Here is a 25,758-nt window from a genome sequence, read left to right as displayed (position 1 = left end):
GCAACGACTGACAGACCTCAGGGAGCCGACCCCCACAGCGCCTCGATCGGCAGCGCACGGATTCGCGGACCGAACGGCAGGGTCTGCTGCCCCGTGTACAGGATGTATCCGGCGACAAATCGCTCACCGGCGAGATGCTCGAGGGTGCGCAGCCCCGACAGGTCCTCGGACCGCACAGCCGTACCGGCCTTCACCTCGATCCCGATCACCCGACCGTCCGGGGTTTCGAGCACGACGTCCACCTCTGCCTTGTCCTTGGTACGGAAGTGGTACTGCCGTGCCCGCACGTCGTTCCAGGTGAGCTGTCGGGCGATCTCCATCGCCACGAAGTTCTCAAGGACGGGCCCGGCAGCGCCACCGGGCTCGCCCAGCCGTCCGGAATCCTGGCCGATCAGGCTGCTTGCGACACCCGAGTCGACGAAGGCGAGCTTCGGCGTTCCGATGGCCCGGCCCGTGGATCCGGGCGACCAGGCCGGCATGAGTTTGATCAAGAACACCGCGGCCAACAGCTCGACGTACCTGATCAAGGTCGTGCGAGGCAGCCCTGACTGCTTGGCGATCGAGGCAGGGACATAGAGACCGCTGATCCGTCCGGCCAGCAGGTTCAGCAGCTTGATCAACTCGCCATGGCGCTCGATCGTCGCGAGTTGCAGCACGTCACGTTCGATCAGCGTGGCCAGGTAGCTGTCGAAGAATGCCGACCGGCGTCGCGCTGTTCGCCGGATGGCCTCTGGGAAACCGCCGGCGGCCGCACGGTCCAGGTAATCGCGGCGGCGAAGTGTCGAACTGAACTCGAGCGCCGGCCCGTGCTGGAATGCAGTGTCGATGAACCGGTCAGGTCCGCCGTCGATCTCCCCTTGGGAGAACGGCCAGAGTTCCACGGTTTCCATCCGGCCCGGCAGCGCGTCCGGAAGATTGCGGAGCGCCAGCAGCCGCGACGAACCGGTCAGCAGATACCGTCCCGGGCGCGGATCGTGGTCCACGTCCAGCTTGATCGAACTCAGCAGCTCCGGCACTAACTGAATCTCGTCAATAACCAGCAGACCTTCGTGTTCTACGAAGCTGCCGGGATCGGTCCGGGCCGACTGGAGCACGACCGGGTCGTCCAACAGCCGCAGCACCGGCACAGGATCGCGGCCGGCGACGACGAGTCTGGTCAGAGTGCTCTTTCCGACCTGACGTGCACCGTTGATCAGGACGACTCTGGTGTCCTCCAGCGACTCTTCCACGACAGCTTGCGCATGTCGCGGACGAGGTCCCCGCTCCGGCTCTGCCATGGGCCCAGTATGCCGCCGTGGTCATTGGGTCGCTAGCTTGGTGGTCATTTGGTCGTTGGTTCTGTGGTCATTCAGTCGCCAACTCGGTCGTCATTCAGTCGCTGATTGCGTGGTCATCTGGCCGCAACCGGTCGCAGCAATCCGGCCCTGCTGCACGCGGGCAACCGGAAGCTGCATCAACCGTGTTGCAGACCATCGATCCCGTGCTCCATCACCGGGGGACACGACCGGCACTCGTTGGCCGCGCCGAGCCTCCTTGGCGGTCAGACCGCCTGCAGGGTGGCCCGGTGGTGGGCCCGGACGGCGTCCGCGATCCGCTCCGGATACTCGGCGCCGACCCGCTCGGCCGCGGCCCGGCCGGCCGTCGCCATCGCCTCGCAGACCGCCAGATCGGCCCTGATCAACAGATCCCGCTCCGGCGCCACGGCGGGCAGGCCGAGCAGCACGGCCGACTGCTCCGGCTGCAACCGGGCGGCAAACTGCTTGATGCCCATCGGCGGCAGCGGCTGATTGGTCTCGACGAAGAGGTCGTACAGCATCGTGCCGGAGGCCTGCACGCCGGACAGAGCGCAGAGCAGATCCTTCCGGTCGTTGATCATGGCCGGGAAGATCGACTGGATCCGCCAGAACTCCTCGATCAGCAGATTGATCTTGGTGAGGTCGGGCCCCGGACCCGGCTCGGCCGCCGGCAGCGTCGCGGTCAGCCCGTCCCGGTCGATCACCGGGACCCGGGTCCGGTGCCAGGAGGTCGAGACCTGGCTGACCGGCTCGATCACCGCGTCGATCCGGCAGATGTCCTCGGCCAGCGCGTAGAAGATCAACCGCGAGTTCGGGATCGCCTTGGCGACCAGCGTCGGCGTGATCCGGGCCAGCCAGTCCCGCCAGGCGTCGATGAACTCGTCGAACCGGTCGTCGTCGATCGCCAGCACCAGGTCGAGATCGGAGCCGGCATCGGCGGTGCCGCGGGCCAGCGACCCGGAGAGCCACAGCCCGCGGATCCGCTCGTCCGGCTCGGCGAGTTCGAGGATCCTGGCGAAGTGCCGGTGGTACGGCTCCGGCAGCGGGCGCAGCGCTTCCTCGGGGTTCATGATCAACTCCACCTTCCGCGTGAGCGTACGTCTTCGGTCGACCGCGGTGCCTGCCGAGCCGCCGTTGCGATCCGGTGGGCGTTCTCGACAGGACTGATCGTCACACGGCCCGGACACCGACAGCCAGCATTTGTGATCACATTCACAAAGTTCGGATTCGATCAAGGTCCGCCGACCGCAGGAGGCGCTCCGGCCGGATCCCCCGTGGACCGGCCGGAGCGCCAGTCCTCCACCGCATGGGCGATCGGGAGCTCTCCGGGGGCCATCCCAGGCGTCGCGATCGGTGCGCGGAGTCCTGGTGCCCCGGACAACGTACGGAGTACCGGCGCGTTTCGAGAACGTACGATCGGGTCAGGCTCACCGATCGTCCGGGTAATGCTCAGATCTTCCGATTCAGACGCCACTCCCGCGGCGAACTGCCGACCCGGGCCTTGAAGACCCGGGAGAAGTACCACGGGTCCTCGAAGCCGCACTGCCGAGCGACCGTCGCGATCGTGTCGTTGCCCTCGGCGAGCAGCCGCTGGGCGTGCCCCATCCGCTGCGCCGTCACCCACTCGAGCGGCGAGCAGCCGAGGTAGCGGCGGAACAGCCGGGTCACCGTGGACGGCGAGCACTCCAGCACCTCGGCGAAGTCGTCCAGGGTGAACGGCCGGGTCAGGTCGCGCACGATCCAGACCAGCAGCCCGCGCAGGGCGACCGGAACCGCGGGGTCCTCCTCGGGCCGCGGCGGCGTGATCGTGGTCAGCTCGACCATCATCAACATCCCCAGCGCCCGGCTCTCCGCCGCCGTCGGATAGCCACGCCGGTACCGCTCGACGGTGAACCGGGCCAGCGCGGTCAGCGCCGGCCGCTCACCCTCGCTGGTCGGCGTCACCACCCGGACCGGCGGCGGCTGACCGGCGGCCCAGGACCGGCGCCACTCGACGTCGTGCAGCGGCTCCCCCACGTCGTGCGCGGCGACGTACTGCAGCGGCTCGGTGGCGCGTTGCCAGGGGATGACGTGCACGCCGTAGACGAAGAACGGGTCGCGCGGATCGGCGCGGTAGACGATCGCGTGGTTCCACGGCAGCAGGTAGAGCAGGCCGGGCCGGAGCGGGTGTTCGACACCGTTCAGCTCGACCAGGCCGCGGCCCGAATGGCAGCCGATGACCGCGACGCTCTGCACGCAGCCGAAGCCGAGCCGGCCGCCGGGCTTGAACTGTGTGTGCCCGGCCTGGACGACGAACGGGAAGCCGCGCTCGCGGTCGGTCTCGGCTGACTCGAGACTCGGCAGAGCCGGCGGCGACGCTTCGGTCATGGTGGCACCCATTGTCGCCCGGCCGGCCGGGCGCCCGGGAGAACTGCGGAGATTTACCCGCCGTCGGCGGCGGTGCCCGAGCCCGGGCCCGGCGAGCGGAGCCAGTCGGTCAGGACCCGGCAGGCGAGGTCAAGGTTTCCCAGCTGACAGTGCTGATCAGCGTGTTCGGCCCCGGTGAAGACCCGGACCGTGACCGACCGGGCCGAGACCAGGGCCTCGGCCTGGGCCCGGGTCAGCACCGGCGGCTGGAAGGTGTCGTGCTCACCGCACAGCAACAAGACGTCCTGGGTGATCCGATCACTGCCGAGGTGCTCGGCGTTCATGCCGAGGAACCAGTCCACGGCGTCCATCGGATCGTCGCGATCGAGGTTGTACAGGGCCTGGCCCACCACGAACCCCAGGGCCGGAAAGAGTCGCGCCCGGAGCCGTACGCTCTGCCGCATGAAGCCGCGCCGGGCCAGCATGACCCGGAGGGCCGGCCGCACCGGCCCCGGCACCTGCTGCAGCCAGTCGTACACGGGCGGCCAGGCGACGGCCCGGCTGATCCGTGGTTCCTTCGCCGCGGCGCGCAAGGCCCAGTAGCCGCCCATCGAGAGTCCGACGATGCCCGCCGAGGCCAGCCCGAAATGATCAAGGATCGCCGCCACCGGCTTCTCCCAGTCATGATCAAAACCGAGCCCGGACAGCCGCCGCGCCCCGCCCTGGCCGGGTCCCTCGAACGCGACGACCTCGAACCCGGCCGCGGCGATCCGCTGCCAGATCACGAAGAACTCCTCGATCAGCGAGTCGAAGCCGCCGTGCACCAGCACGGTGCCGCGGCTCGGCCCGGTCGTCGGCCAGCGGTACGCCGGCAGTGCGCCATCGGCGTACGGCACCTCGTGGCGGGCGAAGCCGAGCCCGGCGAAGGCCGCGTCGAAGAGCCGCCGGTAGCGTCGGTAGCGGCCGATCCGCTCGACCGAATCAGGCGGCGTGAAGAACTCCGCCAGGCGCAGGTAGCTGGTGGCGTTGCGGAGCCGCTCCTCGGCCTCGGCCTGCGCGGACAACGCGTCGAACACCCGGGGCGCCTCGGCCGTCCGGCTGATCCTCGCGGCCGCAAGCCTGAGGTCCGCCGGGCGAGCGAAGCCCAGGCCATGCGCCCGGTTGAGCTGATAGTTCAGGAACGGCTGCCGGTGGAACCGCTCGAAGCCGACCGGCAACGCTGCCACGTCCTCCATGATCGAAGGCTAAGGCCGTCCGCGTCCGGGCACAGCCGAACGCTCGGGTTGGCTAGGCCAGCGCCAGCGACGCCCGGCCCGGTTCGGCGGTCAGCGTGACGTCGGCGCCCAGCGGCAGGGTCAGGTTCCGGGCGGCGTGGCCGGCCTCGACGCCGGTGATCACCGGGACACCGAGCCCGCCGAGCCGGTCGGCGAACACCCGCAGCAGTTGATCTTCGTTGTCCGTGTCGGTGAACTGGCCGATCACGACGCCGGTGACCTCGGCCAGCCAGCCGGAGCGGGCCAGGTGGGTGAGCATCCGGTCCACCCGGTAGCCCTCCTCGTCGACGTCCTCGAGGAAGAGGATGCTCGGCCGGTCGGGCGCCGGGTCGACGCCGATCCCGCTGGCGACCAGGGACAGGTTGCCGCCGATCAGCCGGCCGTGTCCGGTGCCGGGCACCAGGGTCGTGCCGGTGCCGAGCTCGGCGCCGGGCGCCGGGCGTTCGAAGATCATCCGGCGCAGCTGGTCCACCGACGGCCGGTCGTCCAGTTGGGCCACGGCGGCGGCGACGGCCGGCGAGTGCAGCGTGACCTGGTCGAGTTCGCGGCCGATCCGGGCGTGCAGGGCGGTGATGTCGGAGAAGCCCAGGAAGTGCTTCGGTCCGGCGGCCCGGAGCGCGTCGAAGTCGATCAGGTCGATCATCCGCTGCGCCCCGTACCCGCCGCGGCCGGCCCAGACCGCGGCCACTTCCGGGTCGGCCCAGGCCGCGGTCAGTTCCTCGGCCCGCTCCTTATCGCCCGCCGACAGGTAGCTGAGTTGATCATGGACGGTCGACGTGTTCGGACCGAGCCGCGGCTCCAGGTCCCAGTCCCGCAACAGGTCCACGCCGCGCTGCAGCCGCTCGGCCCGCAGCGGCCCGGCCGGAGCGATCACCGCGACCACCGAGCCCGGCCGCAGCGGCTCGGGCCAACGGCGCTGGGGTACCAACACCTGGTTCATTCCGTTCCCTTCCTTCGGCGCAGCCCGGATCGCTGGAGCAGTTCGACGATCCGCCGGGTGCTCACCGGCTCGGCGCCGGCCTCGATCACCGCCGGGTACCGCTCGGCGATCACGTCGTAGTGATCACGCTCGAAGGCCTGCCGCGGGATGCCGACCCGTTCCGCGAACGCGTGCAGCTCTTCGTACGACTCGTCGCTGATCAGGTGCGACCAGAGCCGGCCGTGGCCGGGCCATTCGGGCGGATCGATGTAGATCATGATCGCTGCGGTGACCGGTTGGTCGCGTCGTCGACCAGCCGCCGCCAGGTGGCGACCAGTTCGGCGTCGATGTAGGCCTTCCAGGACCCGGTCGGCCGCACCGAGGAGCCGACGTGGAACGCCCTCACCCCGGCCCGGGCCAGCCACGGTACGTGCTCGGCCTGCAGCCCGCCGCCGGCCATGATCATCTTCCGGGCGAAGGGGTCCTGGCCGGCCCGCGCGACCAGTTCGTCCAGTCCTTCGGCCACCGTGCGCGCCGAGCCGGCGGTGAGCACCTGGTCCAGCCGGGGCAGCTCGCGCAGGGCCCGCCAGGCCCGGTCGGTCCAGATGCAGGAGTCGATCGCGCGGTGGAAGGTCCAGCCGAAGTCGATCTCGCCGAGCACCTCCCGCATCACCGGCAGGTCGACGTCGGTGTCGGGGTTCAGGAAGCCGACCACGACCCCGTCCGCGCCGAGGTCGCGATAGGTGCGGAGCAACTCCTTGAGCCGTACGATCTCGGCGGCGTCGGTGGCGAACCCGCCGCGCAGCCGCAGCATCACCCGGACCGGCAGCGTGGTCGCCCGGAGCACCTGGCCGACCAGCGTCGGCTCCGGCGACAGGCCGTCGTCGGCCATCGTGCCGACCAGTTCGATCCGGTCGGCACCGCCCTCGGTGGCCCGCTTCGCGTCCGCGACGTGCAGCGCGATGACCTCGAGCAGACCGCTCACTCGGGCGTCCCGTCCGTGCTGCTCGGCCCGTCCAGGTCGGCGATCCGGGCCAGCGACGGCCCGGACTTCTGCTGCAGTTCGGCGGCCACGGCCTCGGCCCCGGCGAAGCTGCGGACCACGTTGCGGTGACCGAGCTTGGCCAGGTCGTCGCTGGTCCAGCCCCGCTCGGCGAGCGCCGCCAGCAGGGCCGGGTAGCAGGACACGTCCTCCAGCCCGGTCGGCACCGTGGTGATCCCGTCGAAGTCGCCGCCGAGCCCGACGTGGTCGATCCCGGCCACCTCGCGTACGTGCTCGCAGTGGGCCACCACGTCGGCCAGGTCCGCGGCCGGCACCGGGCCGATCTCCTTGCTCAACTCGGCCCTGGCCTCCCGGTCGTCGTCGGCGATCCCGGCGGCCGCGACGCGCTCGTCGAGCGCGAGGGTCCAGGCCCGGACCTCCGGGCTGACGAACGGGGGCACGAACGTGATCATGCAGGTGCCGTCGTTCTCGGCCAGCCGGACCAGCACGTCGTCCGGCACGTTCCGCGGGTGGTCGCAGACGGCGCGGGAGGAGGAGTGCGAGAAGATCACCGGCGCCGCCGTCACGTCCAGGGCCGCGTGCATCGTCGCCGGCGCCACGTGGGACAGGTCGACCAACATCCCGAGCCGGTTCATCTCCCGGACCACCTCGCGGCCGAACTCGGTCAGCCCGCCCGCCTTCGGCTCGTCGGTGGCCGAGTCGGCCCAGTCGGTGTTGTCGTTGTGGGTCAGCGTCAGGTACCGCACGCCGAGCCGGTAGAGGCAGCGCAGCACGCCGAGCGAGTTGTCGATCGAGTGGCCGCCCTCGGCGCCGAGCAGGCTGGCGATCCGGGTCCCGTCGGTCAGCGCCGCATCCAGCTCGGCCGCGCTGGTGACCAGGACGAGATCATCCGGATAGCGCTCGATCATGGCGTGCGCCCCGTCGATCTGCTCCAGCGTCGCGGGCACCGCCTCGCCGACGCCCAAGGTGCTCGGCACGTAGACCGACCAGAACTGGCCGCCGACCGCTCCGCGCCGCAGCCGCGGCAGGTCGGTCTGCAGCTCCGGCTGGTCGATCGCGACGTCGACCCGGTCGAAGTCGTACGCCCGCTTCCGCATTTCCCAGACCAGATCGTTGTGCCCGTCCACCACCAAGGTCGACGGAGTCCCCGCTGTGTTCACGCCTGCCTCACCCTTCCGTCACGTCGCTTCACTGTAACGGGCTGAGCCCGGTCCACCGATCTCACCGGTACTCATGTCGGAGCAGGCCGTAGATCGCCCCGTCGTGAAAGGTCCCGTCGTCCTCGAGCGAGTACGAACGGCGCAGCCCGTCGCGGCGGAACCCGAGCCGCTCCAGCAGCCGTACCGACTCGTGGTTGTCCGCGATGGTCTGGGCCTCGACCCGGTTGAGGTCCATCCGGTCGAAGCCGAACCGCAGCAGCAGGCCGAGCGCCTCGGTGGCGATCCCGCGGCCCCAGTGGTCCCGGCGCAGGTCGTAGCCGACGTCCGCGCGCCGGTGCCACCGTTCCCAGCCGCCGAACCCGAACAGCCCGACCGGACGGTCCTCGCCGCGGAGCGTGACCAGCCAGTGGATCGCCCGCCGGTCCGCGTACTCGCGGCGCAGGTCGGCGATCAGGGCCGCGGCCTCGGCCACCTCCTGCATCGGCGCGGAGTTGTAGCGCTGGACCACCGGATCACTGCGCCAGACCAACAGGTCAGCTGCATCGTCCGGCTCCGGCGCCCGCAGCACCAGCCGGTCGCTGGTCAGCGTCGGGAAGGTCGTGAAGTCGAAGACCTCGGGCACGGCCTTCAGCCTAGAGATCGCCGTCAGGTCGTGCTCCAAGTAACCGGAAGTGCGTCCAGCTTCAGGAAGGAATATTCGCTGACCCGCAGATCCTCCGGCGCCACCGCGAGCCGGAGTCCGGGCAGTCGGCTGATCAACTGTTCCAGCACCACGACCAGTTCCAGCCGGGCCAGCGACTGGCCCAGGCAGTGGTGGATCCCGTGGCCGAACGCGACGTGATGCCGGGTGCCGCGGCGGAGGTCGAACCGGTCCGGGTCCTCGAACGCGTCCGGGTCCCGATTGGCGCCCGCGCTGACCGGGATCAGGCCGTCGCCGGCCTCGATCAAGGTGTCGCCGAGCTGGAACGACTCGACGGCCAGCCGGGTCGGCGAGATGTGGAAGATGCTGACGTACCGGAGCAGTTCCTCGACCGCCGTCGGCACCAGCGCCGGCTCCATGATCAACTCCTGCCACTGGTCGAGGTGCCGGAGCAGGGTGACCAGGCCGAGGCTGATCATGTTCGACGTCGTCTCGTGCCCCGCGGTGATCACCAGCCGGAGCGCGTGCAGCAGCTCCTCCGGCGTCAGCACGTCGGCGGCCTCACCGTGCACCAGTTCGGACACCAGGTCGTCGCCCGGGTCGCTGCGCTTGCTCTCGATCAAGCGGTTGGTCAGGTCCAGCATCAGTCCGGTGGCGTTCCGGACGTCGCCGGGCGCCGTGGCCAGCAGGTTGCGCCGGGCGTCCAGTTCCTGGAAGATCCCCCGCTCCTCCAGCGGCAGGCCGAGGAAGTGACAGATGGTACGGGCCGGTACCTCGGCCGCGAAGTCCCGGACGAAGTCGGCCGGCGGGCCGGCCGCCTGCAGGTCGTCGATCAGGTCGTCCACGATGCCGCGGACGACCGGGCGCATCGCCTGGATCCGGCGGACCGCGAAGTAGCGGGTGAACACGCGCCGGATCCGGGCATGATCGGGACCGTCGAAGGTGACGAAGGACGGGTCGGCCCGTTCCAGCGCCTCCCGGCTCGCACTGGAGAACGGGAACGCCTCCCGCCGCCGGTCCGCGCTCACGGCCGGGTGCGACAGCACCTCGCGCACCTCGTCGTAGCCGACCACCAGCCAGGCCGTCCGGCCGTCGTAGAGCCGGACCTTGCGCACCTTCTGCTCGGCGCTGTACTCGGCCGGCGGGTCGAAGGCAGACCGCCGGGCCAGCGGGAACAACGGCAGCGTCTCGTCCATGATCAACTCTCCTTGGCCGTCGCGGCGGCGACCGCGAGCCGGGCCATGTCGTGGCGCGAGGCATCGGAATACCAGGCGACGTGCGGGGTGACGATCACCGCCGGGTGATCGAGCAGCGCCCGCGGCGGTTCCGGTTCGCCGTCGGTGACGTCCAGGCCGGCCCCGGTGATCGTGCCGTCGGCCAGCGCGGCGAGCAGCGCCGCCGAGTCGATCAGTCCGCCGCGGGCGGTGTTGATGATCACCGGCCGGCGGCCCAGCCGCGCGAACGCGGCCGGGTCGAGCAGCCGCCGGGTCTCCGCGGTCAGCGGTGCGTGCAAGGTGATCACGTCGCTGGTCGCCAGCAACTCCGGCAGTTCGACCCGGATCCGTTGCGGCGAAGGGGATTCGACGTACGGGTCGGTGTAGACGATCCGCATCCCGAAGGCCTCGGCCCGGTCCGCGACGGCGCCGCCGATGGCACCGAGACCGATCACCCCGAGAGTCGAGCCGCGCAGTCGGCGTACCCCCGAGCAGTCGGTGCCGCGCCAGTCGGCGGCGGCCTGCCCGACGAAGTACGGCAGCCGCCGGACCGTGGCCAGCAGCAGCAACAGGGTGTGGTCGGCGACCTCCTCGGTGCCGTAGCCGGGCGTGTTGACGACCCGGACACCGCGCCCGGTCGCATGATCGAGATCGATCAGGTCGAGCCCGATGCCGGCCCGGACCAGCAGCCTCAGGTCGGGGCAACGGTCCAGCCGGTCGGCGCCGAACCGGTGCCCGCCGATGATCATCACGTCCACCGGGTGCGGGCCGGGGTCGTCGATCTCGACGGCGGCCCAGGACTGCCCGGACCGCTCCAGCTCACCGGCGAGCGAGGGCAGCGCGTCGAGCAGATCGGCCAGCACTCCGAGCCGCCCCATGGTCACCCCTCCGCGTGGAACACAGTTCCACGCCGAATATCCCAACCAAGACATTCCATGTCAACGAACCCGTCCGCCGTTCCTCCCGGGCCCAGCCGCGGGTTTGTCGACTTTCCGACGTCAGATCCCTCCCACGGCGTGGGTTTGTCGACAACCGCACCCTGTGGTCGGCGGACGCGGGGAGGGTCAGTCCGCGGAGAGTTCGGCGTCCTCCGGGGGCAGCAGGCGCTCGACGAGGTCGACGACGTCGGCGATCGAGTCGACCACCCTGGTCGGCCGGTACGGGAAGCGGTCCACCTGCTCCGACCGGGTCGAACCGGTCAGCACCAGCACCGTGCGCAGCCCCGCCTCGATCCCGGCGATCACGTCGGTGTCCATCCGGTCGCCGATCATCACCGTCGACTCGGAGTGGGCCTCGATCCGGTTCAGCGCGGACCGCATCATCAGCGGGTTCGGCTTCCCGACGTAGTACGGCTCGACCCCGGTGGCCCGCGTGATCAGGGCGGCGACCGAGCCGGTGGCCGGCAGTGAGCCCTCCCGGGATGGACCGGTCGCGTCCGGGTTGGTAGCGATGAACCGGGCGCCCCGCTCGATCAGCCGGATCGCCTTGGTGATCGCCTCGAAGGAGTACGTCCGCGTCTCGCCGAGCACCACGTAGTCGGGATCCTGCTCGGTCTGGACGAAGCCGGCGTTGTGCAGCGCCGTGGTCAGGCCGGCCTCGCCGATCACGTACGCGGAGCCGCCCGGGCTCTGCTCGGCCAGGAACTGGGCTGTGGCCAGCGCGGAGGTCCAGATGTTGTCCTCCGGCAGGTCGATCCCGCCGGCCAGCAGCCGGGCCCGCAGGTCGCGCGGGGTGAAGATCGAATTGTTGGTCAGCACCAGGAAGCGGCGCTCGAGGTGCCGCAGCGCGGCGATGAACTCGCTCGCTCCCGGGATGGCGCGCTGTTCGTGGACCAGCACTCCGTCCATGTCGGTGAGCCAGCAGGCGACCGGGGCGGCGTCTTCCATGCCGCCCACCGTAACGTCACGGCCCGGCGAGCGGCGGGGTCGTGTCCCGGACCTGCACCTCCGGTTCGATCGCCGTCTCCTCGGCCAGCGCCTCGTCGTCCGGCCAGGGCTCGGTGGCCAGCCGTACGCTCGCCTCCCCCATCTCCTCCAGCGGCGACCGGACCGAGGTCAGGCCGCGGCCCTCCTGGTCGAGATGGTCCAGCGCCCGGCCGCCGTACCCGGCGACGGCGATGTCGGCCGGCACCCGCAGCCCGGCCCGCTCGAGGCCGATGATCGTCCCGATCCCGATCACGTCCTCGCCGGCGAAGATCAACTCGGCCCGATCTCCGGAGTCCAGATAGGCCTTGGCCGCGGCCACCCCGGCCGCGACGGTCGTCGCGGGGGCCGGGTGCACCCGGCTGTCCGGCAGCGCGATCCCGGCCGCGGACAGCCCGGCCCGGAAGCCGTCCAGCCTGTCCCGGGTGGACCGGATCCGCGGCTCCAGCACGATCGCCGCGAAGGAGCGATAGCCCAGCTCGACCAGCCGGACCGCGAGCGCCCGGGCGCCGTCGAAGTCGGGCGGCCGGACCGCCGTGAGCGGGTGCGGCGACTCGCCGACCACCACCACCCGGCCACCCTCGGCCTCGAAGCTGCGCAACTCCTGCATCAGGCTGGAGCCGGCCCGGGCCGTGTCGTCGGTCTTGCGGACCAGGATCAGCGCCTGCGGGCGCTGCCGGCGCAGGTCGTGCACCAGCCGCCGCTCCCGCTCGTCGTCGCCGTGGGTGGACAGCAGGTTCACCACCAGGCCGCGCCGGCCGGCCTCGGCGACCACGCCCGACGTGACCCGGGCGAAGAACTGGTCCCGGATGTCGCCGACCACCAGCCCGATCGCCGGGTAGTGCCCGCGGGCGGTCGCCTGCGCGGCCAGGTTGGTCGTGTAGCCGACCCGCTCGGCGGCGTCGAGCACCCGGACCCGGAACTCCTCGGCGACCTTGCGCGGGCTGCCGTTCAACACCCGCGACGCGGTCGACGCCGAGACGCCGGCCGCCCTGGCCACGTCCTCCAGCCGGGGCCGGCCCGGGTGATCAACCGCCATGTCCGCCCCGTTCCGAGGTCCGTTTCGTCTGCCGTGCTGCCCAACCTTGACACGAATCTGGGCGTCAGCATAGCCTCTCGGCAAGCGCGTTCCCATCGGATCCAGGACGGATCTGGGCAGAGAATCCCGGCTCATTGGCCGAGTTGGGCAAGCGCCGTCCCATTCGAGGAGATGTCGATCATGACCCGCTCACTGTCGCGCCGGACCCTGCTCCGCACCGGACTCTCGGCGGCGGCGGTCGCCACGGCCGGTGTCGGACTGGCCGGGTGCACCACCGCTCCCCGTACCGCGGAGCAGGCGAACGACCCGGTCGCCAAGGCCGCCGCCCTGCCCGACTACCTGCCGTTCCAGGGCAGCGCCAAGCCGGACCTGCCCGGGACCGACCAGGGCGTGCTCGACGCGTACCTGCACTATCCGGCCGAGGTGAAGCCGGCCACCGACGGTGCCCCGGGCGACGGGCAGCCGATCACCGGCTTGGCCCAGCTGAACGCCGCGCTGCCGCCGGCGGTCGGCCAGAACCCGTACTGGCAGGAGCTGAACCGGCGGCTCGGCTCCGAGCTGAAGATGCAGCTGGTCAACGCCGGCAACGACTTCAATTCCAAGATCGCCACCATGGCGGCCGGGAACGACTTCCCGGACCTGATGCAGGTGAACAACTCGATCCCGTCGCTGGCCCGGTTCCTCGAGGCCAAGATGATCGACCTCACGCCGCACCTGGCCGGCGACAAGATCGCCGCCTACCCCGCGCTGGCCAACCTGCCGACCAAGTTCTGGGAGGCGGCGGTGTTCAACGGGAAGCTGCTGGCGCTGCCGATCAGCCGCGGCATCATCTCCTCGATGGTGCTCTACTACCGCGCCGACCTGCTCGAGGCGGCCGGGCTGGACGCCGAGATCGGCAGCTTCGAGGACCTCTACCAGCGGGCCAAGTCGGTCACCGACCCGAAGCAGGGCCGCTGGGGCTTCGGCTCCAATCCGCTGGGGTTCGTCCGGCAGATGCTGGGCATCCCGAACGGCTGGCAGCAGGCCGACGGCGGACTCACCCACCAGCTCGAGGACGAGCGGCAGACCGAGGCGCTGGAGGCGGTCCGCCGGCTGCAGGCCGAGGGGCTGCTCAACCCCGACCTCGCCGGTGCCCCGCCCTCGCAGCAACAGCAGTGGTTCGGCGCCGGCCGGAGCGTCTTCTACCTGGGCACCTACAGCGCCTGGCCGTCACTGGTGCAGAACTTCGGGGTGCCGGCCGAGGCGATCGACGTGCTGCCGATGACCGGCTTCGACGGCGGAACGCCGACCACCTGGATGGGCCCGCCGAACAACAACCTGACCGTCATCCCGAAGTCCGCCGAGCCGCGGATCGAGACGATCCTCAAGATCGCCAACTACCTCGCCTCGCCGTTCGGCTCCGAGGAGAACCTCTTCGTCTCGCGCGGCATCCGGGACCGCCACTACCGGCTTGAGGGCCGAGACCCGATCGCGCTGCCCGACCACGCCGGCGAGCTCGGCCTCGGTGCCGGCTACCTGTCCGCACCGCCGCCGGTGCTGTTCGGCCCGAGCGTCGCCGGGTACGCGGAGAAGGCGCACGCCAGCCAGCAGAAGTTCGTCGAGTACGCCAGCTCCGACCTGGCCCAGACCTACTACACCGAGACCGGCTCCCGGAGCGGGCCGACGCTGGCGACCATGATCGAGGGCATCGAGTCCGATATCGTCTACGGCCGCAAGCCCGTCTCGGACTGGGCCGGCACGGTCGACCGCTGGCGGTCCGGCGGCGGCGACAAGATCAGAGAGGAACTGCAGGCGGCGATCGACGCCGCCGGTTGATCATGCACCAGCCGAAACCGACGACCACCGACTTCGACCGCCGGCTGATCACGCTGGCCCGGCAGTCCGGCGACGCCGCCTGGGACCCGGCAGCCGGCCTGATCGCCGAGCCGAGCGCCTACAACCCGATCCACACCAGGATCTGGACCGGCACCCGGCATCCGCACCGGGAGAGCGTGCTGTACGCGCTGACCCTGCTGGAGACCGGCGAACCGGCCCGGGCCGAGGTCGTGCTGGACCGGGTCCTCGCCGCGCAGGACACCGAGGACGCGTCGCCGACGTACGGCATCTGGAGCTACTACGCCGAGGAGTCGCTGGCGGAGATGGCGCCGCCGGACTGGAACTGGGCCGACTTCCTCGGTCGTGATCTTGCGTTCATCCTGTTCCGGCATGCTGCCGCGCTGAGTCCCGAGTGCCGGGGCCGGGTGGAGACGGCGCTGCGACACGCCGCCCGGTCGATCGTCCGGCGCAACGTGACGATGGGCTACACCAACATCGCCGCCAAGGGCACCTTCGTCACGCTGGCCGCCGGGCAGCTGCTCCATGATCAACAACTCACCGGGTACGCGCTCGAACGGGTCGGCCGGCTGCGTGATCAGATCCGCGATGCCGGCAGCTTCGCCGAGTACAACAGCCCCGGCTACTGGGCGATCACGCTGGAGGCGATCATCGCGATCCGCCAGCACGTCGAGGCACCGGCCGCGGTCGAGGGCGCCGACTGGATCGCCGAACGGCTCTGGCGGCACTTCATCCAGCGCTGGCACCGTCCGACCGGCCAGCTGAGCGGACCGATGGCGCGCAGCTACGGCGATGATCTTGCCGACGTCGGCTCCGTCCTGGCGCTGCTCGCCAAGGCGGCCGGCCGGGAGGCGCCGTTCGACGACGTACCGCTGCGGAAGCCGTCGCTGTCGCTGGTGGTGCCGGCGATCCTCGACGTCGCCGCGCCCGAGTACGTGATCGACGCGCTGGTCGACTCGCCCACCGGGCAGCTCCGGGAACGGTTCAGCCACACCACCGCGGCCGGCCGCCGGCACCCGGTCCAGGGCACCACCTGGCGCACGCCGCGGGCCACCCTCGGCACCGCGAACACCTCGGAGTTCTGGCTGCAGCGCAGGCCGCTGCTCGGCTACTGGGCCGGCACCGACGACCGGCTCTGGCAGCAGAACCGGCACGTCCGGCTGCGGTTCTGCAAGGACGATCACGACTTCTCCTCGGCCGTGTTCAGTTCGGTCCAGGTCGCCGGGCACGTGCTCTGGGCGGTCGGCTTCATCTCCCCCGGCGGCGACGAGCACATCGGCCTGCACAAGATCGAAGCCGGCCAGCCGTTCACCGCGCGATCACTGAAGTTGATCTTCGAGGTCCGGGACCCGGACGCCGCGGTGCGCGGGCCGCGGACCTTGCTCCCGGGCCCGGTCGAGCTCGACGCCGGTCCGGTCCGGCTCCGGATCGCCGTCGCCGCGGCCCGGTTCGGCGACCTCCGCCCGCAGGCCCGGATCGAACCGGCGGAAGATCGGATCGACGCGTCCGTCGAGCTGCTGCCCGGCCCGGCCGAGCGCGAGTTGATCATGAACCAGGTCGACGGCGGCTACCTGGTCGGCTCGTTCAGCATGATCGAGTCGGACGCCCCGGCCGGGTCCACCGGGCCGGTCGAGGTCGCCGTCGACGGAGCCGTCCTGACCGCCCGCTGGACCACCCCCGACGGCAACCGGCTGGAGCTGTCCGCACCGGCCCGGATCGGGACCGCGGAGCAGCACCTCGCCGCCTACCGCGGCCTGGTCGACGACGTCGAGGTCGAGGCGCCGCCGCTCGCCCGCTGATCTTCGCTGTTCTCCGGACAGTCCGGGCGCGCGTTCCTACACTGAAGCCGGAGGCGCGCCATGTCCGAGCAAGCCGAGATCGCCACGCCCGCCGGGCCGAGCCGCCCGGTGGCGCGGATCGCCTGGGTCGTGCTGGTGGTGCTCACCGCCGGGTACGCGGTCAACCACGTGGCCGGCATCGCGACCTTCTCCGACAACGACACCGACCGGCTGATGTTCGCGGTGTTCGCGGGCCTCAACGTCGAGACCTTGATCATTCTGCTGCTGCCGTACCGGAGCCGGCGGTTCTGGGCCTGGGCCGTGACCTGGGTCAGCGTGGCTGTGTTCGCCGTCTGCCCGATCTGGGTCGAACCGCCGATCGGACTGTTCTACCTCGGCACCGCCGTGGTGCTCGCCGCCGCCCAGCTCGCCGCGCTGCCCGACTTCATCCGGGCAGGGAAAAGGGGCGGCGCCCCGGACCGCTGAGAAGTCCGGGCCACCGCCCCTTTCCTTGTCCTACAGGCGGGGACTCAGAAGTCCATGCCGCCCATGCCACCCATGCCGCCGTCGCCACCAGCCGGGGCCGGAGCGGCCTTCTCCGGCTTGTCGGCGATGACCGCTTCGGTGGTCAGGAACAGGGCCGCGATCGACGCCGCGTTCTGCAGCGCGGACCGGGTCACCTTGGCCGGGTCGGGGACACCAGCGGCGAGCAGATCCTCGTACACGCCGGTGGCCGCGTTCAGGCCGTGACCGGCGGGGAGACCGCCGACCTTCTCCGCCACGACGCCGCCCTCGAGGCCGGCGTTGATGGCGATCTGCTTCAGCGGAGCCGAAGCGGCGGCGAAGACGCTGGCCGCGCCGATCGCCTCGTCACCCTCGAGGTCCACCGACGCGGACTTGGCGGCCTGCAGCAGGGCGACGCCGCCACCGGCGACGATGCCCTCCTCGACGGCAGCCTTCGCGTTGCGAACGGCGTCCTCGATCCGGTGCTTGCGCTCCTTGAGCTCGACCTCGGTGGCCGCGCCGACCTTGATCACCGCAACGCCACCGGCCAGCTTGGCCAGCCGCTCCTGCAGCTTCTCGCGGTCGTAGTCGGAGTCCGAGTTCTCGATCTCGGCACGGATCTGGGCGACCCGGCCGGCGATCTGCTCGCTCTCGCCGGCACCCTCGATGATCGTGGTCTCGTCCTTGGTGATGACGACCTGGCGAGCCCGGCCGAGCAGGTCGAGATCCACCGCGTCGAGCTTGAGGCCGACCTCTTCGCTGACGACCTGGCCACCGGTGAGGATGGCGATGTCGGTCAGCATGGCCTTGCGACGGTCGCCGAAGCCCGGAGCCTTGACGGCAGCGGACTTGAAGACGCCACGGATCTTGTTGACGATCAGGGCGGCCAGGGCCTCACCCTCGACGTCCTCCGCGATCACCAGGAGCGGCTTGCCGGACTGCATGACCTTCTCCAGCAGCGGCAGCAGGTCCTTCAGGTTGGAGATCTTCGAGTTGACGATCAGAACGTACGGATCGTCGAGGACGGTCTCCATCCGCTCCGTGTCGGTCACGAAGTAGCCGGAGATGTAGCCCTTGTCGAACCGCATGCCCTCGGTCAGCTCGAGCTCCAGGCCGAAGGTGTTGGACTCGTCGACAGTGATGACACCTTCCTTGCCGACCTTGTCCATCGCCTCGGCGATGATCTCGCCCACGGAGGGGTCGCCGGCCGACACGGAGGCGGTGGCGGCGATCTGCTCCTTGGTCTCGACCGGCTTGGCGACCTTGGCCAGTTCGGCGATGATCGCCTCGACGGCCGCCTCGATGCCGCGCTTCAGCGCGATCGGGTTGGCGCCGGCGGCCACGTTGCGCAGGCCCTCACGGACCAGGGCCTGGGCCAGGACGGTGGCGGTGGTGGTGCCGTCACCCGCGACGTCGTCGGTCTTCTTGGCGACCTCTTTGACGAGCTCGGCACCGATCTTCTCGTACGGGTCCTCGAGCTCGATCTCCTTGGCGATGCTCACACCATCGTTGGTGATGGTGGGGGCGCCCCACTTCTTCTCGAGTACGACGTTGCGTCCCTTGGGACCAAGCGTCACCTTGACGGCGTCGGCGAGGATGTTCATCCCTCGCTCGAGGCCCCGTCGCGCCTCGGTGTTGAATTGAATGAGTTTGGGCATAGTTCTCCGCGAGTCCTCCCGCGTTGCTGGCGGTGGATCCCACCGCCGACGGTTGACGAAAATGGCCTACCCACCCAGCGATGCCCGCGACGGACGACCTCGGCTGAGATCTCACCGATGGTTGAGTAGCACTCTCGGTCCGAGAGTGCCAGTTCAATGTTTAGCACTCCCCCGGTGAGAGTGCAAACAATCCGGCCCGGTTCCGAGCACGACCGACCCTTACGGTCCGGTGACCACCGGGCGAGCCCGTCGCCGTTGTCAGTCACGGTGGATAGGGTCGTGTGAAGACCAAGCGAGGCAGGGCAGCACTCGGCAACCAGACCCCTGGAAACGGAGCCCGATGATCGAGTTCGAGTCCGTCACCAAGACCTACCCCGACGGCACCACGGCGGTCTCCGACCTCAGCCTGGTCGTCCCGTCCGACCGGATCACGGTGATCGTCGGCCCGTCCGGCTGCGGCAAGACGACCACGCTCCGGATGGTCAACCGGATGCTCGAGCCGACGGAGGGCCGGATCACCTGGGACGGCGAGCCGCTGTCGGCCCGCCCGGTGACGACCCTCCGCCGCCAGATGGGGTACGTGATCCAGAGCGGCGGCCTGTTCCCGCACCGGACCGTCCTGGACAACATCGGCACCGTGCCGGGGCTGCTCGGCTGGCCCAAGACGAAGGCCCGGCAGCGTTCGATGGAACTGCTGGAGGCGGTCGGGCTCGACCCGGCCCTGGCCCGGCGGTTCCCCGGCCAACTGTCCGGCGGCCAGCAGCAGCGGGTCGGCGTCGCCCGGGCCCTGGCGGCGGACCCGCTGGTGATGCTGATGGACGAGCCGTTCTCCGCCGTCGACCCGGTGGTCCGGGCCGAACTGCACGAACTGTTCCTCGGCCTGCAGCGCCGGCTGAGCAAGACCATCATCATGATCACCCACGACATCGACGAGGCGATCGCGCTGGGCGACCAGGTCGCGATCCTCCGGGTCGGCGGCGTGCTGGCCCAGGCCGGCACGCCCCAGGAACTGCTGGAACAGCCGGCCGACGCGTTCGTCGAGGGCTTCGTCGGCAAGGACCGCGGCTACCGGTCGCTGTCCTTCCTGCCGGCCGACCGGCTGCCGCTGACCGACGCGCGCGAAGCGGGCCCGGGCCGGCTGGTGTTCGAGGACGACCGGCCGACCGGCTGGGTGGGCTTCCGCGAGGACGACGGGGTGGTGCCGCTCGGCGGGACGTTCGACCCGGCGACGGACACCATGCGAGTGGCGCTGGACGCCGCGCTGGCCTCGCCGGCTTCGGTCGCGGTGGCCGTCTCCGAGGGCCGGTTCGCCGGCGTCGTCGCGCCGTCGGCGATCCTCGCCCAGGTCGCCGACCACCGTGCCACCGAGGCCGTACGGGAGCCGCCGGAGCCGGCCGGGGCGGTCCCGGAATGATCGACGTCTCGTTCGACTGGGGCTGGGTCGGCCGCAACTGGACCGACGGCATGGAGATCGGGTCCCTGCTGCTGGAGCACATCGCGCTGTCGATCATCCCGGTCCTGATCGCGGTGATCATCTCGGTCCCGCTGGGCTATCTGATCTTCCTCACCGGCCGGGCCGCCAACGGGTTGCTGGCGGTGCTCGGGGTGGTCTACTCGGTGCCCTCGCTGGCCCTGTTCGTCGCGCTGCCGGCCATGATCGGGACCTCGATCCTGAGCCCGGTCAACGTCGCCGTCGCGCTGGCCATCTATTCGATCGCGCTGCTGGTCCGCAACGTCGTCGACGGGCTGCGCTCGGTGCCCGGCACCGTGAAGCAGGCCGCCTCGGCGATCGGGTACGGCTGGTTCCGCCGGCTGCTGGTGATCGAACTCCCGCTGGCGCTGCCGGTGATCTTCGCCGGACTGCGCGTGGTCACGGTGTCCAACATCGCAATGGTCAGCGTCGCCGCCGTGGTCGGCGGCGGTGCGCTGGGCCAGCTCTTCGACCGCGGCCTGAACTCGTCCTTCCTGACCCCGATCGTCGTCGGCCTGGCGCTCAGCCTGATCCTGGCCCTGATCGCGGACGCGCTGATCCTGTTGATCAAGCGCCAGACGCTGCCCTGGGCGCGCGGCAGGAGGCTCGCATGAACCTGTTCTCCTACCTCCTCGATCCGGCCAACTGGCCCGGCGCCGGCAAGATCGTCGACCTGCTGCTGCAGCACCTGTGGTACACGGCGGCCGCCGTCCTGCTCGGCGCGGTGATCGCGATCCCGCTCGGCATCCTGATCGGCCACACCGGCCGCGGCTCGTTCCTGGTGATCGGGACCAGCAACGCGGCCCGGGCCGTCCCTACCCTCGGCCTGCTGGTGCTGGTCGTCGTCCTGCTCGGCACCGGAACGGAGAAGATCGTCCCGGTGCTGGCCGTGCTGGCGCTGCCGGCGATCCTGACCGCGACCGCGGCCGGCATCGGCGGCGCCGACCGGGAGGCGGTGCACGCGGCCCGGGCGATCGGGATGACCGAGGGCCAGATCGTCGCCCAGGTGGAATGGCCGCTGGCGCTGCCGCTGGTCGTCTCCGGCCTGCGCAGCGCCACCCTGCAGGTGGTCGCGACCGCCACCGTCGCCGCGTTCGCGGCCGGCGGCGGCCTGGGCCAGCTGCTGATCAGCGGGCAGCGCAACAACGACTATCCGCAGATGTTCGCCGGCGCCGTGCTGATCGCGGGAATGGCGATCGTCCTCGACCTGTTGCTGGGTGGGGTGGGCTGGCTGATCGGCCGCAACTCCCGTGCTCGACGTGCGGCTGACCGTGTCGTACGGAATGAAGAAACTGTTTCACCATCGAATCGATCCGAGGCTGTGACATGAAGATCAAACACCTGACCGCAACCATCGCCGCGGCGCTCCTGTTGGCCGTCGCGGGCTGTGCCGGCGGCAGCGATCCCCTGGGCAACCAGTCCGCGGCGCCGTCGGCGTCGGGGAGTCAGGACCAGACGCCGATCGTGGTCGGCTCGGCGAACTTCACCGGGTCGCAGGTGCTCGGTGAGCTGTACGCCCAGGCGCTGAAGGCGAAGGGACTGAACGCGTCGGCCAAGCTCAACATCGGCAGCCGCGAGGTGTACCTCAAGGCGCTGGAGGAGGGGACGATCTCGGTCGTGCCCGAATACACCGGCAACCTGTTGATCAACTACGACAAGGACACCAAGGCGAAGACGGCGGAGGAGGTCGAGCAGGCGCTGACCGAGGCCCTGCCCGAAGGGTTCAAGCTGTTCACCCCGTCGGCCGCCGCCGATCAGGACGTCTACGTGGTGACCAAGGCGTACGCCGACGAGAACGGCCTGGCCTCGCTGGCCGACCTGAAGAAGATCTCCGCTGGCGCCGTGCTGGGCGGCCCGTCGGAGCTGGCCACCCGGGCGTACGGGCCGGAGGGCCTGGAGAAGATCTACGGGGCGAAGTTCAAGGAGTTCAAGCCGTACGACGCCCCGGCCGTGAAGGCCCGTGACCTGAACGACAACAAGATCCAGGTCGCCACGTTCTTCACCACCGAGTCCGTGATCACCGAGAACGGGTACGTCCAGCTGGCCGACCCCGAGTCGATGATCCTGCCGCAGAACGTCGTCCCGCTGGTCACCGACGCCGTGGCCGGCAACGCCGAGGCCAAGGCGGCCCTGGACGCCGTCCAGGCCGCGCTGACCACCGAGGACCTGACCGCGATGATCAAGCGGGTCGACACCGACCACGACGATCCGGGCCAGGCCGCCGGCGACTGGCTGAAGGAGAAGGGCCTCGCCTGATCGACCGCGTCAGTCGGCGAGCTCCAGCTGCAGGTAGTCCAGGCCCGCCATGTAGCTGGTCGAGTCCGGGTTCTTGCCGGTCACGTGGAGCACCAGGGTGTGCTTCCCGGCGGCGAGTTCCCGGCTGCCGTACGCGATCGGGTCGCTGATCTTGACCTCCGGTGAGTTGTAGGCGTCGAACGGTTCGCCGAGCCGCTCGCCGTCCAAGATCAACTCGTTGATGCCGTAGTCGCCGGCCAACGTCTGGGCGCCGGTCAGGGTGTAGCTCCCGGCGGTGGCCAGCTCGAAGGTCAGGGTCACGGTCTGGTCGGCCGAGGTCGGGGTGAACCAGAGTTGCGCGCCGCCGGACCAGGCGACACCGCAGCAGTTGCCCTGCACCTGCAGCGGCGCGGTCGCGGTGGCGTCGGCGAACAGTGACTCGGCCTCGATCCGGAGCGTGTCGCCGGTCGTCGCGCTCACCTCGTCCGAGTACGGGCCGGCGTGCCCGGCGGCGTCGACGGCCCGGACCCGGTAGTGCCAGGTCTGCCGGACGTCGAGCTCGGCGTGCACGTAGCCCGGTCCCCGGGAAACGCCGACCAGCGTGTCGTCGGACGGGGTGAAGCCGGCCGTGGTCGAGGCGTGCACCTCGTACCGCGGCGCGTAGTCGTCATCGGTCGCCGCCGTCCAGGACAGCGTGATCGCCGTCGACTCGCCGGCGTCGGCGGCCAGCCCGGCCACCGCACCCGGGTCCTCGGTGTCCGGCGCGGCCGGCCGCCGGGACAGGGCCTGATAGGCGGCGGCGTGCCACTTCCCGCCGTCGGCCGGGTCCAGCGTCACCGTGATCGCCTTCTTGCCGGCGGTCAGGGCGGCCGGCAGCGGGTAGCCGTCGTCGAGCCAGCGCCGGGTCTCGTTGCCCAGCGGCTGCCGCCAGACCCCGGCGTCCTTCCCGTCGACGGTCACCTTCGCCGCCTGGTACGGCACCGCCTGGTCGGACAGCCGGCGCAGCAGCACCCCGCGGTTGTCCTCGGCCACGGCCAGCGTGAAGCTGACCTGGTCCGCCGCGGCCCGGCCGTCCAGTGTGATCGGCTCGGCGGGCCCGTCGATCCCCTCGTACCGGCTGGTCGCGGTGATCACCTCGCCGGGCGCGGGCGCGGAGTAGCCGTGCTCGGACTCGCTGGTGCTGTCGCCGATGTCCAGGCTGTCCGTCCACTCCAGGGTCCGGTCCGGGCTTCCGTACCAGAAGGTCGTGGAGCCCTCGATCGCGTCGGCGTCGTTGCCCGGCCCGTGCTCGATGCCGAACCTGATCTTGCTCTCGAAGTCGATCCCGTCGGCCAGCAGCAGCCGGTACAGCCCGGTGCAGTCGAACTCGCAGCCGCCGCCGGCCAGCTCGTGCGACGGGTTGCCGGTCAGCGGCGCGCTGAAGGTGCCGCGGTTGAAGTACCAGCCGCCCTCGTAGAAGTCCTCGGTGCCGGTGCCGTGCTGGTCCGGGCTCGCCGAACCGTCGACGAAGAGCCGCTCGTCGCCCTCCAGGTAGTTGCGCTGGTTGCCGGTCGGGATCAGCCCCTCGACGGTCTGCGCGACGCCGACCACGCGACCGGTCCCGGACGTCTCCAGGAAGAGATGATCAAGGCCGAAGGCGGTGTGCTCCCGGTTCGCGGTGGCCCGGAAGTGCCCCACCGTCCCGTCGGCCAGTTGCTCGGCCCAGGACGGGTTGTCCGAGATCGCGACCGACGAGGTGGCGCCGCGGAGCTCGGTGCCGGTGCCGTTGTAGAGCTCGACCCGCGCGCTGCCGGCGTACGGCATCAGCCACCAGGCCGTCAGCGTCCGGGTCTTGACGTCCATGCCGAACATCAGCGACTTCACCGGGTAGAGCCCGAGCCCGCTGCCGAAGAACTCGCCGAGCGGCACGTCCACGGTCTCGTCGCCGTCGAACGTGATCTTGAGCCGGGTCTTGGCCAGGATCTCGTCGGACAGCCGGGTCTCCTCGGTGGCGGCCGCGGTCCGCAGGTCGGGCCGGATCCACCGCGCCTTCCGCGGGTCGAGCCCGGACGGCGACGGCTTCTTCGGCGCGGTCCGGGTGCGGTCGACCGGGGTCACGGCGAGCTGCGGGAGTTTGATCTTGATCCCGGTCAGCGCTCCCGCGGTGCCGGACTCGGCCAGCACCGCCGACGCGCCCGGCGCGATCTTGGTGATCTGGTCGACGGTCCGCGGATTCGGTTGCTCCGGCTTGGGATCCGCGGTGCCGGCGGCGCGCAGTGTCTCGATCACGTCGAGCGCCTGGTCGGCCGGGTCGAACGTCGCGATGCCCTCCGGATCAGCGAAGGTGCGGTAGTTCACGTGGTGGAAGTACGGGTTGTGCTGGGTGGTGATCTTCATCCGGCTGCGGTACGGCATCGGCACCTTGACGTAGACGCCGCCGGAGCTCTGATCGGCGTTGGCGACCAGCGGGTACGTGAACGGCGCGCCCAGCTTCCCGTCGACCAGATCCTGCAGCGGTGCGTCGACGACCGTCTTGCCGTCCAGCTCGATCGTGATCTTGCCCGTCTTGCTGACATCGCCGCCGTCCCGGGTGAACCAGATCGAGGTGATCTCCCCGGCGCCGGTGTGGTCGGCGATCACGCAGCCGGCGTCGGACTCGGCCAGGCACGAGTAGGTGCCCTCGAAGCCGTCGTTGTTGCCGTCGCCGCGGTCGAAGCTGGAGAACTGCAGCGCCTTCGCGTCCCGGCCGATCTCGGCCAGCCGGTCCAGCCGGCGGAAGGTGTCCCAGCCGACCGTGCCGTGCCGGGTGGCTTCGGCGGCCTTGGTCGTGGTCGGTGGGGTCGCCGCCGCAGGCGTTGCCGTACCGATGACGAGCATCAGAACGAGGACGTACGTGAGCCGGCGGAGCCCGCGAGTGGAGTTCGGCATCGAACTGCCTCCTGGCCGTGTAATCGATTTCGAGCGATGCAACCGCATGGCCGGGCCCCCTGTCAAGGACCGGCCGCCCCGCCCGGTCCCGGCCCGGCTCGCGGACCGGGACCTCGAACTCCGGACAAAGAATCGAATTCTAACCGCCAGGAATTCCGGTGCGCATTCAATTCCCTTAGACCACTTCGCTTTCCACACTCTCCGGACACCAGATATTCACTTGGCCGGAATTGCCCTTTCTCCACGGGCCGGCCAACAATGGATCTCGATCATTCATTCACTGCGGAAAGGCGGGAATTCATGAAGCGAACTGTCAGGCCCTCGACGAGGAAGATCATCGCGCACGGAGTCGTCGCATCCCTTGCCGTACTGGCTTTCAGCGCCGGAACAGCGACCAGTGCGAGTGCCGGCGTCACGGCCGTGTACGGCCCCTATCAGGACTCCACGCAATGCTGGATCGATGTCGAGGCCGCCCACGAGAACGGGCAGACCGTGACCCAGGGCTGCCAATGGCGCTCGTACAACGGACAGTGGGGCTATTATTTCACCGCCTACTGATC

Annotated in this window: 23 protein-coding genes; 8 read left to right on the top strand and 15 right to left on the bottom strand. The window is 70.4% G+C overall.

All coding sequences use genetic code 11. The annotated features are described in order from the left end of the window. Positions 1–17: 17 nt before the first annotated feature. The 13 genes from ACFQU4_RS07945 to ACFQU4_RS07885 form a co-directional block, all read right to left on the bottom strand. Positions 18–1,277 carry an ATP-binding protein gene (locus tag ACFQU4_RS07945; RefSeq protein ID WP_377489242.1) on the bottom strand — a complete coding sequence of 420 codons (1,260 nt, stop codon included), beginning with the start codon at positions 1,275–1,277 and terminating at the stop codon, positions 18–20. Positions 1,278–1,540: 263 nt separating this feature from the next. After that, positions 1,541–2,365: an aminoglycoside 6-adenylyltransferase gene (locus ACFQU4_RS07940; protein ID WP_377489239.1), complete on the bottom strand. Its 825-nt coding sequence runs from the start codon at positions 2,363–2,365 to the stop codon at positions 1,541–1,543. Between the two features lie 379 nt (positions 2,366–2,744). Further along, entirely contained in the window at positions 2,745–3,662 is a 918-nt protein-coding gene (locus tag ACFQU4_RS07935) for an AraC family transcriptional regulator (protein ID WP_377489236.1), read from the bottom strand. 53 nt (positions 3,663–3,715) lie between these two features. Further along, entirely contained in the window at positions 3,716–4,876 is a 1,161-nt protein-coding gene (locus tag ACFQU4_RS07930; RefSeq protein WP_377489233.1) for an alpha/beta hydrolase family protein, read from the bottom strand. 52 nt (positions 4,877–4,928) lie between these two features. Next, positions 4,929–5,855 (bottom strand): LD-carboxypeptidase, encoded by a 927-nt coding sequence (locus ACFQU4_RS07925; RefSeq protein ID WP_377489230.1) that lies wholly within the window; start codon positions 5,853–5,855, stop codon positions 4,929–4,931. After that, entirely contained in the window at positions 5,852–6,112 is a 261-nt protein-coding gene (locus ACFQU4_RS07920) for a DUF4031 domain-containing protein (RefSeq protein WP_377489227.1), read from the bottom strand. Before ACFQU4_RS07920 ends, ACFQU4_RS07925 begins: the two co-directional genes overlap by 4 nt. After that, on the bottom strand, positions 6,109–6,819 hold the full coding sequence (locus ACFQU4_RS07915) for a copper homeostasis protein CutC (RefSeq protein WP_377489224.1): 711 nt from the start codon (positions 6,817–6,819) through the stop codon (positions 6,109–6,111). The genes ACFQU4_RS07920 and ACFQU4_RS07915 overlap by 4 nt, the downstream gene beginning before the upstream one ends. Then, entirely contained in the window at positions 6,816–7,997 is a 1,182-nt protein-coding gene (locus ACFQU4_RS07910) for a dipeptidase (protein ID WP_377489221.1), read from the bottom strand. Before ACFQU4_RS07910 ends, ACFQU4_RS07915 begins: the two co-directional genes overlap by 4 nt. Before the next feature lie 61 nt (positions 7,998–8,058). Next, a complete protein-coding gene (locus ACFQU4_RS07905) occupies positions 8,059–8,619 on the bottom strand; it encodes a GNAT family N-acetyltransferase (protein WP_377489218.1) in 561 nt (186 codons plus the stop codon). A 23-nt stretch (positions 8,620–8,642) separates the two neighbouring features. Further along, positions 8,643–9,833 carry a cytochrome P450 gene (locus tag ACFQU4_RS07900; RefSeq protein WP_377489215.1) on the bottom strand — a complete coding sequence of 397 codons (1,191 nt, stop codon included), beginning with the start codon at positions 9,831–9,833 and terminating at the stop codon, positions 8,643–8,645. Between the two features lie 2 nt (positions 9,834–9,835). Beyond that, the gene (locus tag ACFQU4_RS07895; RefSeq protein WP_377489212.1) at positions 9,836–10,729 is read right to left on the bottom strand and encodes an NAD(P)-dependent oxidoreductase; all 894 of its coding nucleotides are present in this window, start codon (positions 10,727–10,729) and stop codon (positions 9,836–9,838) included. A 186-nt stretch (positions 10,730–10,915) separates the two neighbouring features. Further along, positions 10,916–11,737: an HAD-IIA family hydrolase gene (locus ACFQU4_RS07890; protein WP_377489209.1), complete on the bottom strand. Its 822-nt coding sequence runs from the start codon at positions 11,735–11,737 to the stop codon at positions 10,916–10,918. Between the two features lie 16 nt (positions 11,738–11,753). Next, entirely contained in the window at positions 11,754–12,812 is a 1,059-nt protein-coding gene (locus tag ACFQU4_RS07885) for a LacI family DNA-binding transcriptional regulator (protein WP_377489206.1), read from the bottom strand. Positions 12,813–12,992: 180 nt separating this feature from the next. Here ACFQU4_RS07885 and ACFQU4_RS07880 point away from each other — a divergent pair, with 180 nt between their 5' ends. The 3 genes from ACFQU4_RS07880 to ACFQU4_RS07870 are packed head-to-tail and all read left to right on the top strand — an operon-like array spanning position 12,993 to position 16,909. Further along, entirely contained in the window at positions 12,993–14,627 is a 1,635-nt protein-coding gene (locus ACFQU4_RS07880; RefSeq protein ID WP_377489203.1) for an extracellular solute-binding protein, read from the top strand. Positions 14,628–14,629: 2 nt separating this feature from the next. After that, positions 14,630–16,444, top strand: coding sequence for a hypothetical protein (locus ACFQU4_RS07875; protein ID WP_377489200.1), 1,815 nt, complete (start codon positions 14,630–14,632; stop codon positions 16,442–16,444). 60 nt (positions 16,445–16,504) lie between these two features. Continuing rightward, entirely contained in the window at positions 16,505–16,909 is a 405-nt protein-coding gene (locus ACFQU4_RS07870; protein WP_377489197.1) for a hypothetical protein, read from the top strand. A gap of 44 nt (positions 16,910–16,953) precedes the next feature. On the opposite strand, the gene groL is transcribed toward ACFQU4_RS07870, so the two are convergent. Then, positions 16,954–18,585: a chaperonin GroEL gene (gene groL / locus ACFQU4_RS07865; RefSeq protein ID WP_377489194.1), complete on the bottom strand. Its 1,632-nt coding sequence runs from the start codon at positions 18,583–18,585 to the stop codon at positions 16,954–16,956. 340 nt (positions 18,586–18,925) lie between these two features. On the opposite strand from groL, the gene ACFQU4_RS07860 reads away from it, so the two are divergent. From ACFQU4_RS07860 to ACFQU4_RS07845, 4 genes are read left to right on the top strand one after another with little or no spacing between them, the layout of a single operon-like run. Then, on the top strand, positions 18,926–19,999 hold the full coding sequence (locus tag ACFQU4_RS07860; RefSeq protein ID WP_377489191.1) for an ABC transporter ATP-binding protein: 1,074 nt from the start codon (positions 18,926–18,928) through the stop codon (positions 19,997–19,999). Continuing rightward, entirely contained in the window at positions 19,996–20,670 is a 675-nt protein-coding gene (locus tag ACFQU4_RS07855) for an ABC transporter permease (protein WP_377489187.1), read from the top strand. The genes ACFQU4_RS07860 and ACFQU4_RS07855 overlap by 4 nt, the downstream gene beginning before the upstream one ends. Next, positions 20,667–21,386 (top strand): ABC transporter permease, encoded by a 720-nt coding sequence (locus ACFQU4_RS07850; protein ID WP_377489184.1) that lies wholly within the window; start codon positions 20,667–20,669, stop codon positions 21,384–21,386. Before ACFQU4_RS07855 ends, ACFQU4_RS07850 begins: the two co-directional genes overlap by 4 nt. After that, the gene (locus ACFQU4_RS07845; RefSeq protein WP_377489181.1) at positions 21,383–22,312 is read left to right on the top strand and encodes an ABC transporter substrate-binding protein; all 930 of its coding nucleotides are present in this window, start codon (positions 21,383–21,385) and stop codon (positions 22,310–22,312) included. Before ACFQU4_RS07850 ends, ACFQU4_RS07845 begins: the two co-directional genes overlap by 4 nt. A gap of 9 nt (positions 22,313–22,321) precedes the next feature. Here the strand turns inward: ACFQU4_RS07845 and ACFQU4_RS07840 are convergent, their stop codons facing one another. Then, positions 22,322–25,198: a DUF2961 domain-containing protein gene (locus ACFQU4_RS07840; RefSeq protein WP_377489178.1), complete on the bottom strand. Its 2,877-nt coding sequence runs from the start codon at positions 25,196–25,198 to the stop codon at positions 22,322–22,324. 300 nt (positions 25,199–25,498) lie between these two features. Between ACFQU4_RS07840 and ACFQU4_RS07835 the strand changes: the two genes are divergently transcribed. Beyond that, positions 25,499–25,756: a hypothetical protein gene (locus ACFQU4_RS07835; RefSeq protein ID WP_377489175.1), complete on the top strand. Its 258-nt coding sequence runs from the start codon at positions 25,499–25,501 to the stop codon at positions 25,754–25,756. Positions 25,757–25,758 lie beyond the last annotated feature (2 nt).

Source organism: Microlunatus sp. GCM10028923 (assembly GCF_042666975.1).
Lineage (GTDB): Bacteria > Actinomycetota > Actinomycetes > Propionibacteriales > Propionibacteriaceae > Microlunatus.
The sequence above is the reverse complement of the archived record's forward strand: the minus strand, read 5'-3'. Positions and strand labels throughout refer to the sequence as shown.

What these genes read in the sequence shown, in the direction of transcription:
- ACFQU4_RS07935 (WP_377489236.1), bottom strand. Translation starts at nt 3,662, where the DNA reads ATGACCGAAGCGTCGCCGCCGGCTCTGCCGAGTCTCGAGTCAGCCGAG.
- ACFQU4_RS07845 (WP_377489181.1), top strand. Translation starts at nt 21,383, where the DNA reads ATGAAGATCAAACACCTGACCGCAACCATCGCCGCGGCGCTCCTGTTG.
- ACFQU4_RS07930 (WP_377489233.1), bottom strand. Translation starts at nt 4,876, where the DNA reads ATGGAGGACGTGGCAGCGTTGCCGGTCGGCTTCGAGCGGTTCCACCGG.
- ACFQU4_RS07895 (WP_377489212.1), bottom strand. Translation starts at nt 10,729, where the DNA reads ATGGGGCGGCTCGGAGTGCTGGCCGATCTGCTCGACGCGCTGCCCTCG.
- ACFQU4_RS07920 (WP_377489227.1), bottom strand. Translation starts at nt 6,112, where the DNA reads ATGATCTACATCGATCCGCCCGAATGGCCCGGCCACGGCCGGCTCTGG.
- ACFQU4_RS07860 (WP_377489191.1), top strand. Translation starts at nt 18,926, where the DNA reads ATGATCGAGTTCGAGTCCGTCACCAAGACCTACCCCGACGGCACCACG.
- ACFQU4_RS07925 (WP_377489230.1), bottom strand. Translation starts at nt 5,855, where the DNA reads ATGAACCAGGTGTTGGTACCCCAGCGCCGTTGGCCCGAGCCGCTGCGG.
- ACFQU4_RS07850 (WP_377489184.1), top strand. Translation starts at nt 20,667, where the DNA reads ATGAACCTGTTCTCCTACCTCCTCGATCCGGCCAACTGGCCCGGCGCC.
- ACFQU4_RS07880 (WP_377489203.1), top strand. Translation starts at nt 12,993, where the DNA reads ATGACCCGCTCACTGTCGCGCCGGACCCTGCTCCGCACCGGACTCTCG.
- ACFQU4_RS07945 (WP_377489242.1), bottom strand. Translation starts at nt 1,277, where the DNA reads ATGGCAGAGCCGGAGCGGGGACCTCGTCCGCGACATGCGCAAGCTGTC.
- ACFQU4_RS07900 (WP_377489215.1), bottom strand. Translation starts at nt 9,833, where the DNA reads ATGGACGAGACGCTGCCGTTGTTCCCGCTGGCCCGGCGGTCTGCCTTC.
- ACFQU4_RS07870 (WP_377489197.1), top strand. Translation starts at nt 16,505, where the DNA reads ATGTCCGAGCAAGCCGAGATCGCCACGCCCGCCGGGCCGAGCCGCCCG.
- ACFQU4_RS07855 (WP_377489187.1), top strand. Translation starts at nt 19,996, where the DNA reads ATGATCGACGTCTCGTTCGACTGGGGCTGGGTCGGCCGCAACTGGACC.
- ACFQU4_RS07840 (WP_377489178.1), bottom strand. Translation starts at nt 25,198, where the DNA reads ATGCCGAACTCCACTCGCGGGCTCCGCCGGCTCACGTACGTCCTCGTT.
- ACFQU4_RS07875 (WP_377489200.1), top strand. Translation starts at nt 14,630, where the DNA reads ATGCACCAGCCGAAACCGACGACCACCGACTTCGACCGCCGGCTGATC.
- ACFQU4_RS07835 (WP_377489175.1), top strand. Translation starts at nt 25,499, where the DNA reads ATGAAGCGAACTGTCAGGCCCTCGACGAGGAAGATCATCGCGCACGGA.
- ACFQU4_RS07885 (WP_377489206.1), bottom strand. Translation starts at nt 12,812, where the DNA reads ATGGCGGTTGATCACCCGGGCCGGCCCCGGCTGGAGGACGTGGCCAGG.
- ACFQU4_RS07940 (WP_377489239.1), bottom strand. Translation starts at nt 2,365, where the DNA reads ATGAACCCCGAGGAAGCGCTGCGCCCGCTGCCGGAGCCGTACCACCGG.
- ACFQU4_RS07890 (WP_377489209.1), bottom strand. Translation starts at nt 11,737, where the DNA reads ATGGAAGACGCCGCCCCGGTCGCCTGCTGGCTCACCGACATGGACGGA.
- groL (WP_377489194.1), bottom strand. Translation starts at nt 18,585, where the DNA reads ATGCCCAAACTCATTCAATTCAACACCGAGGCGCGACGGGGCCTCGAG.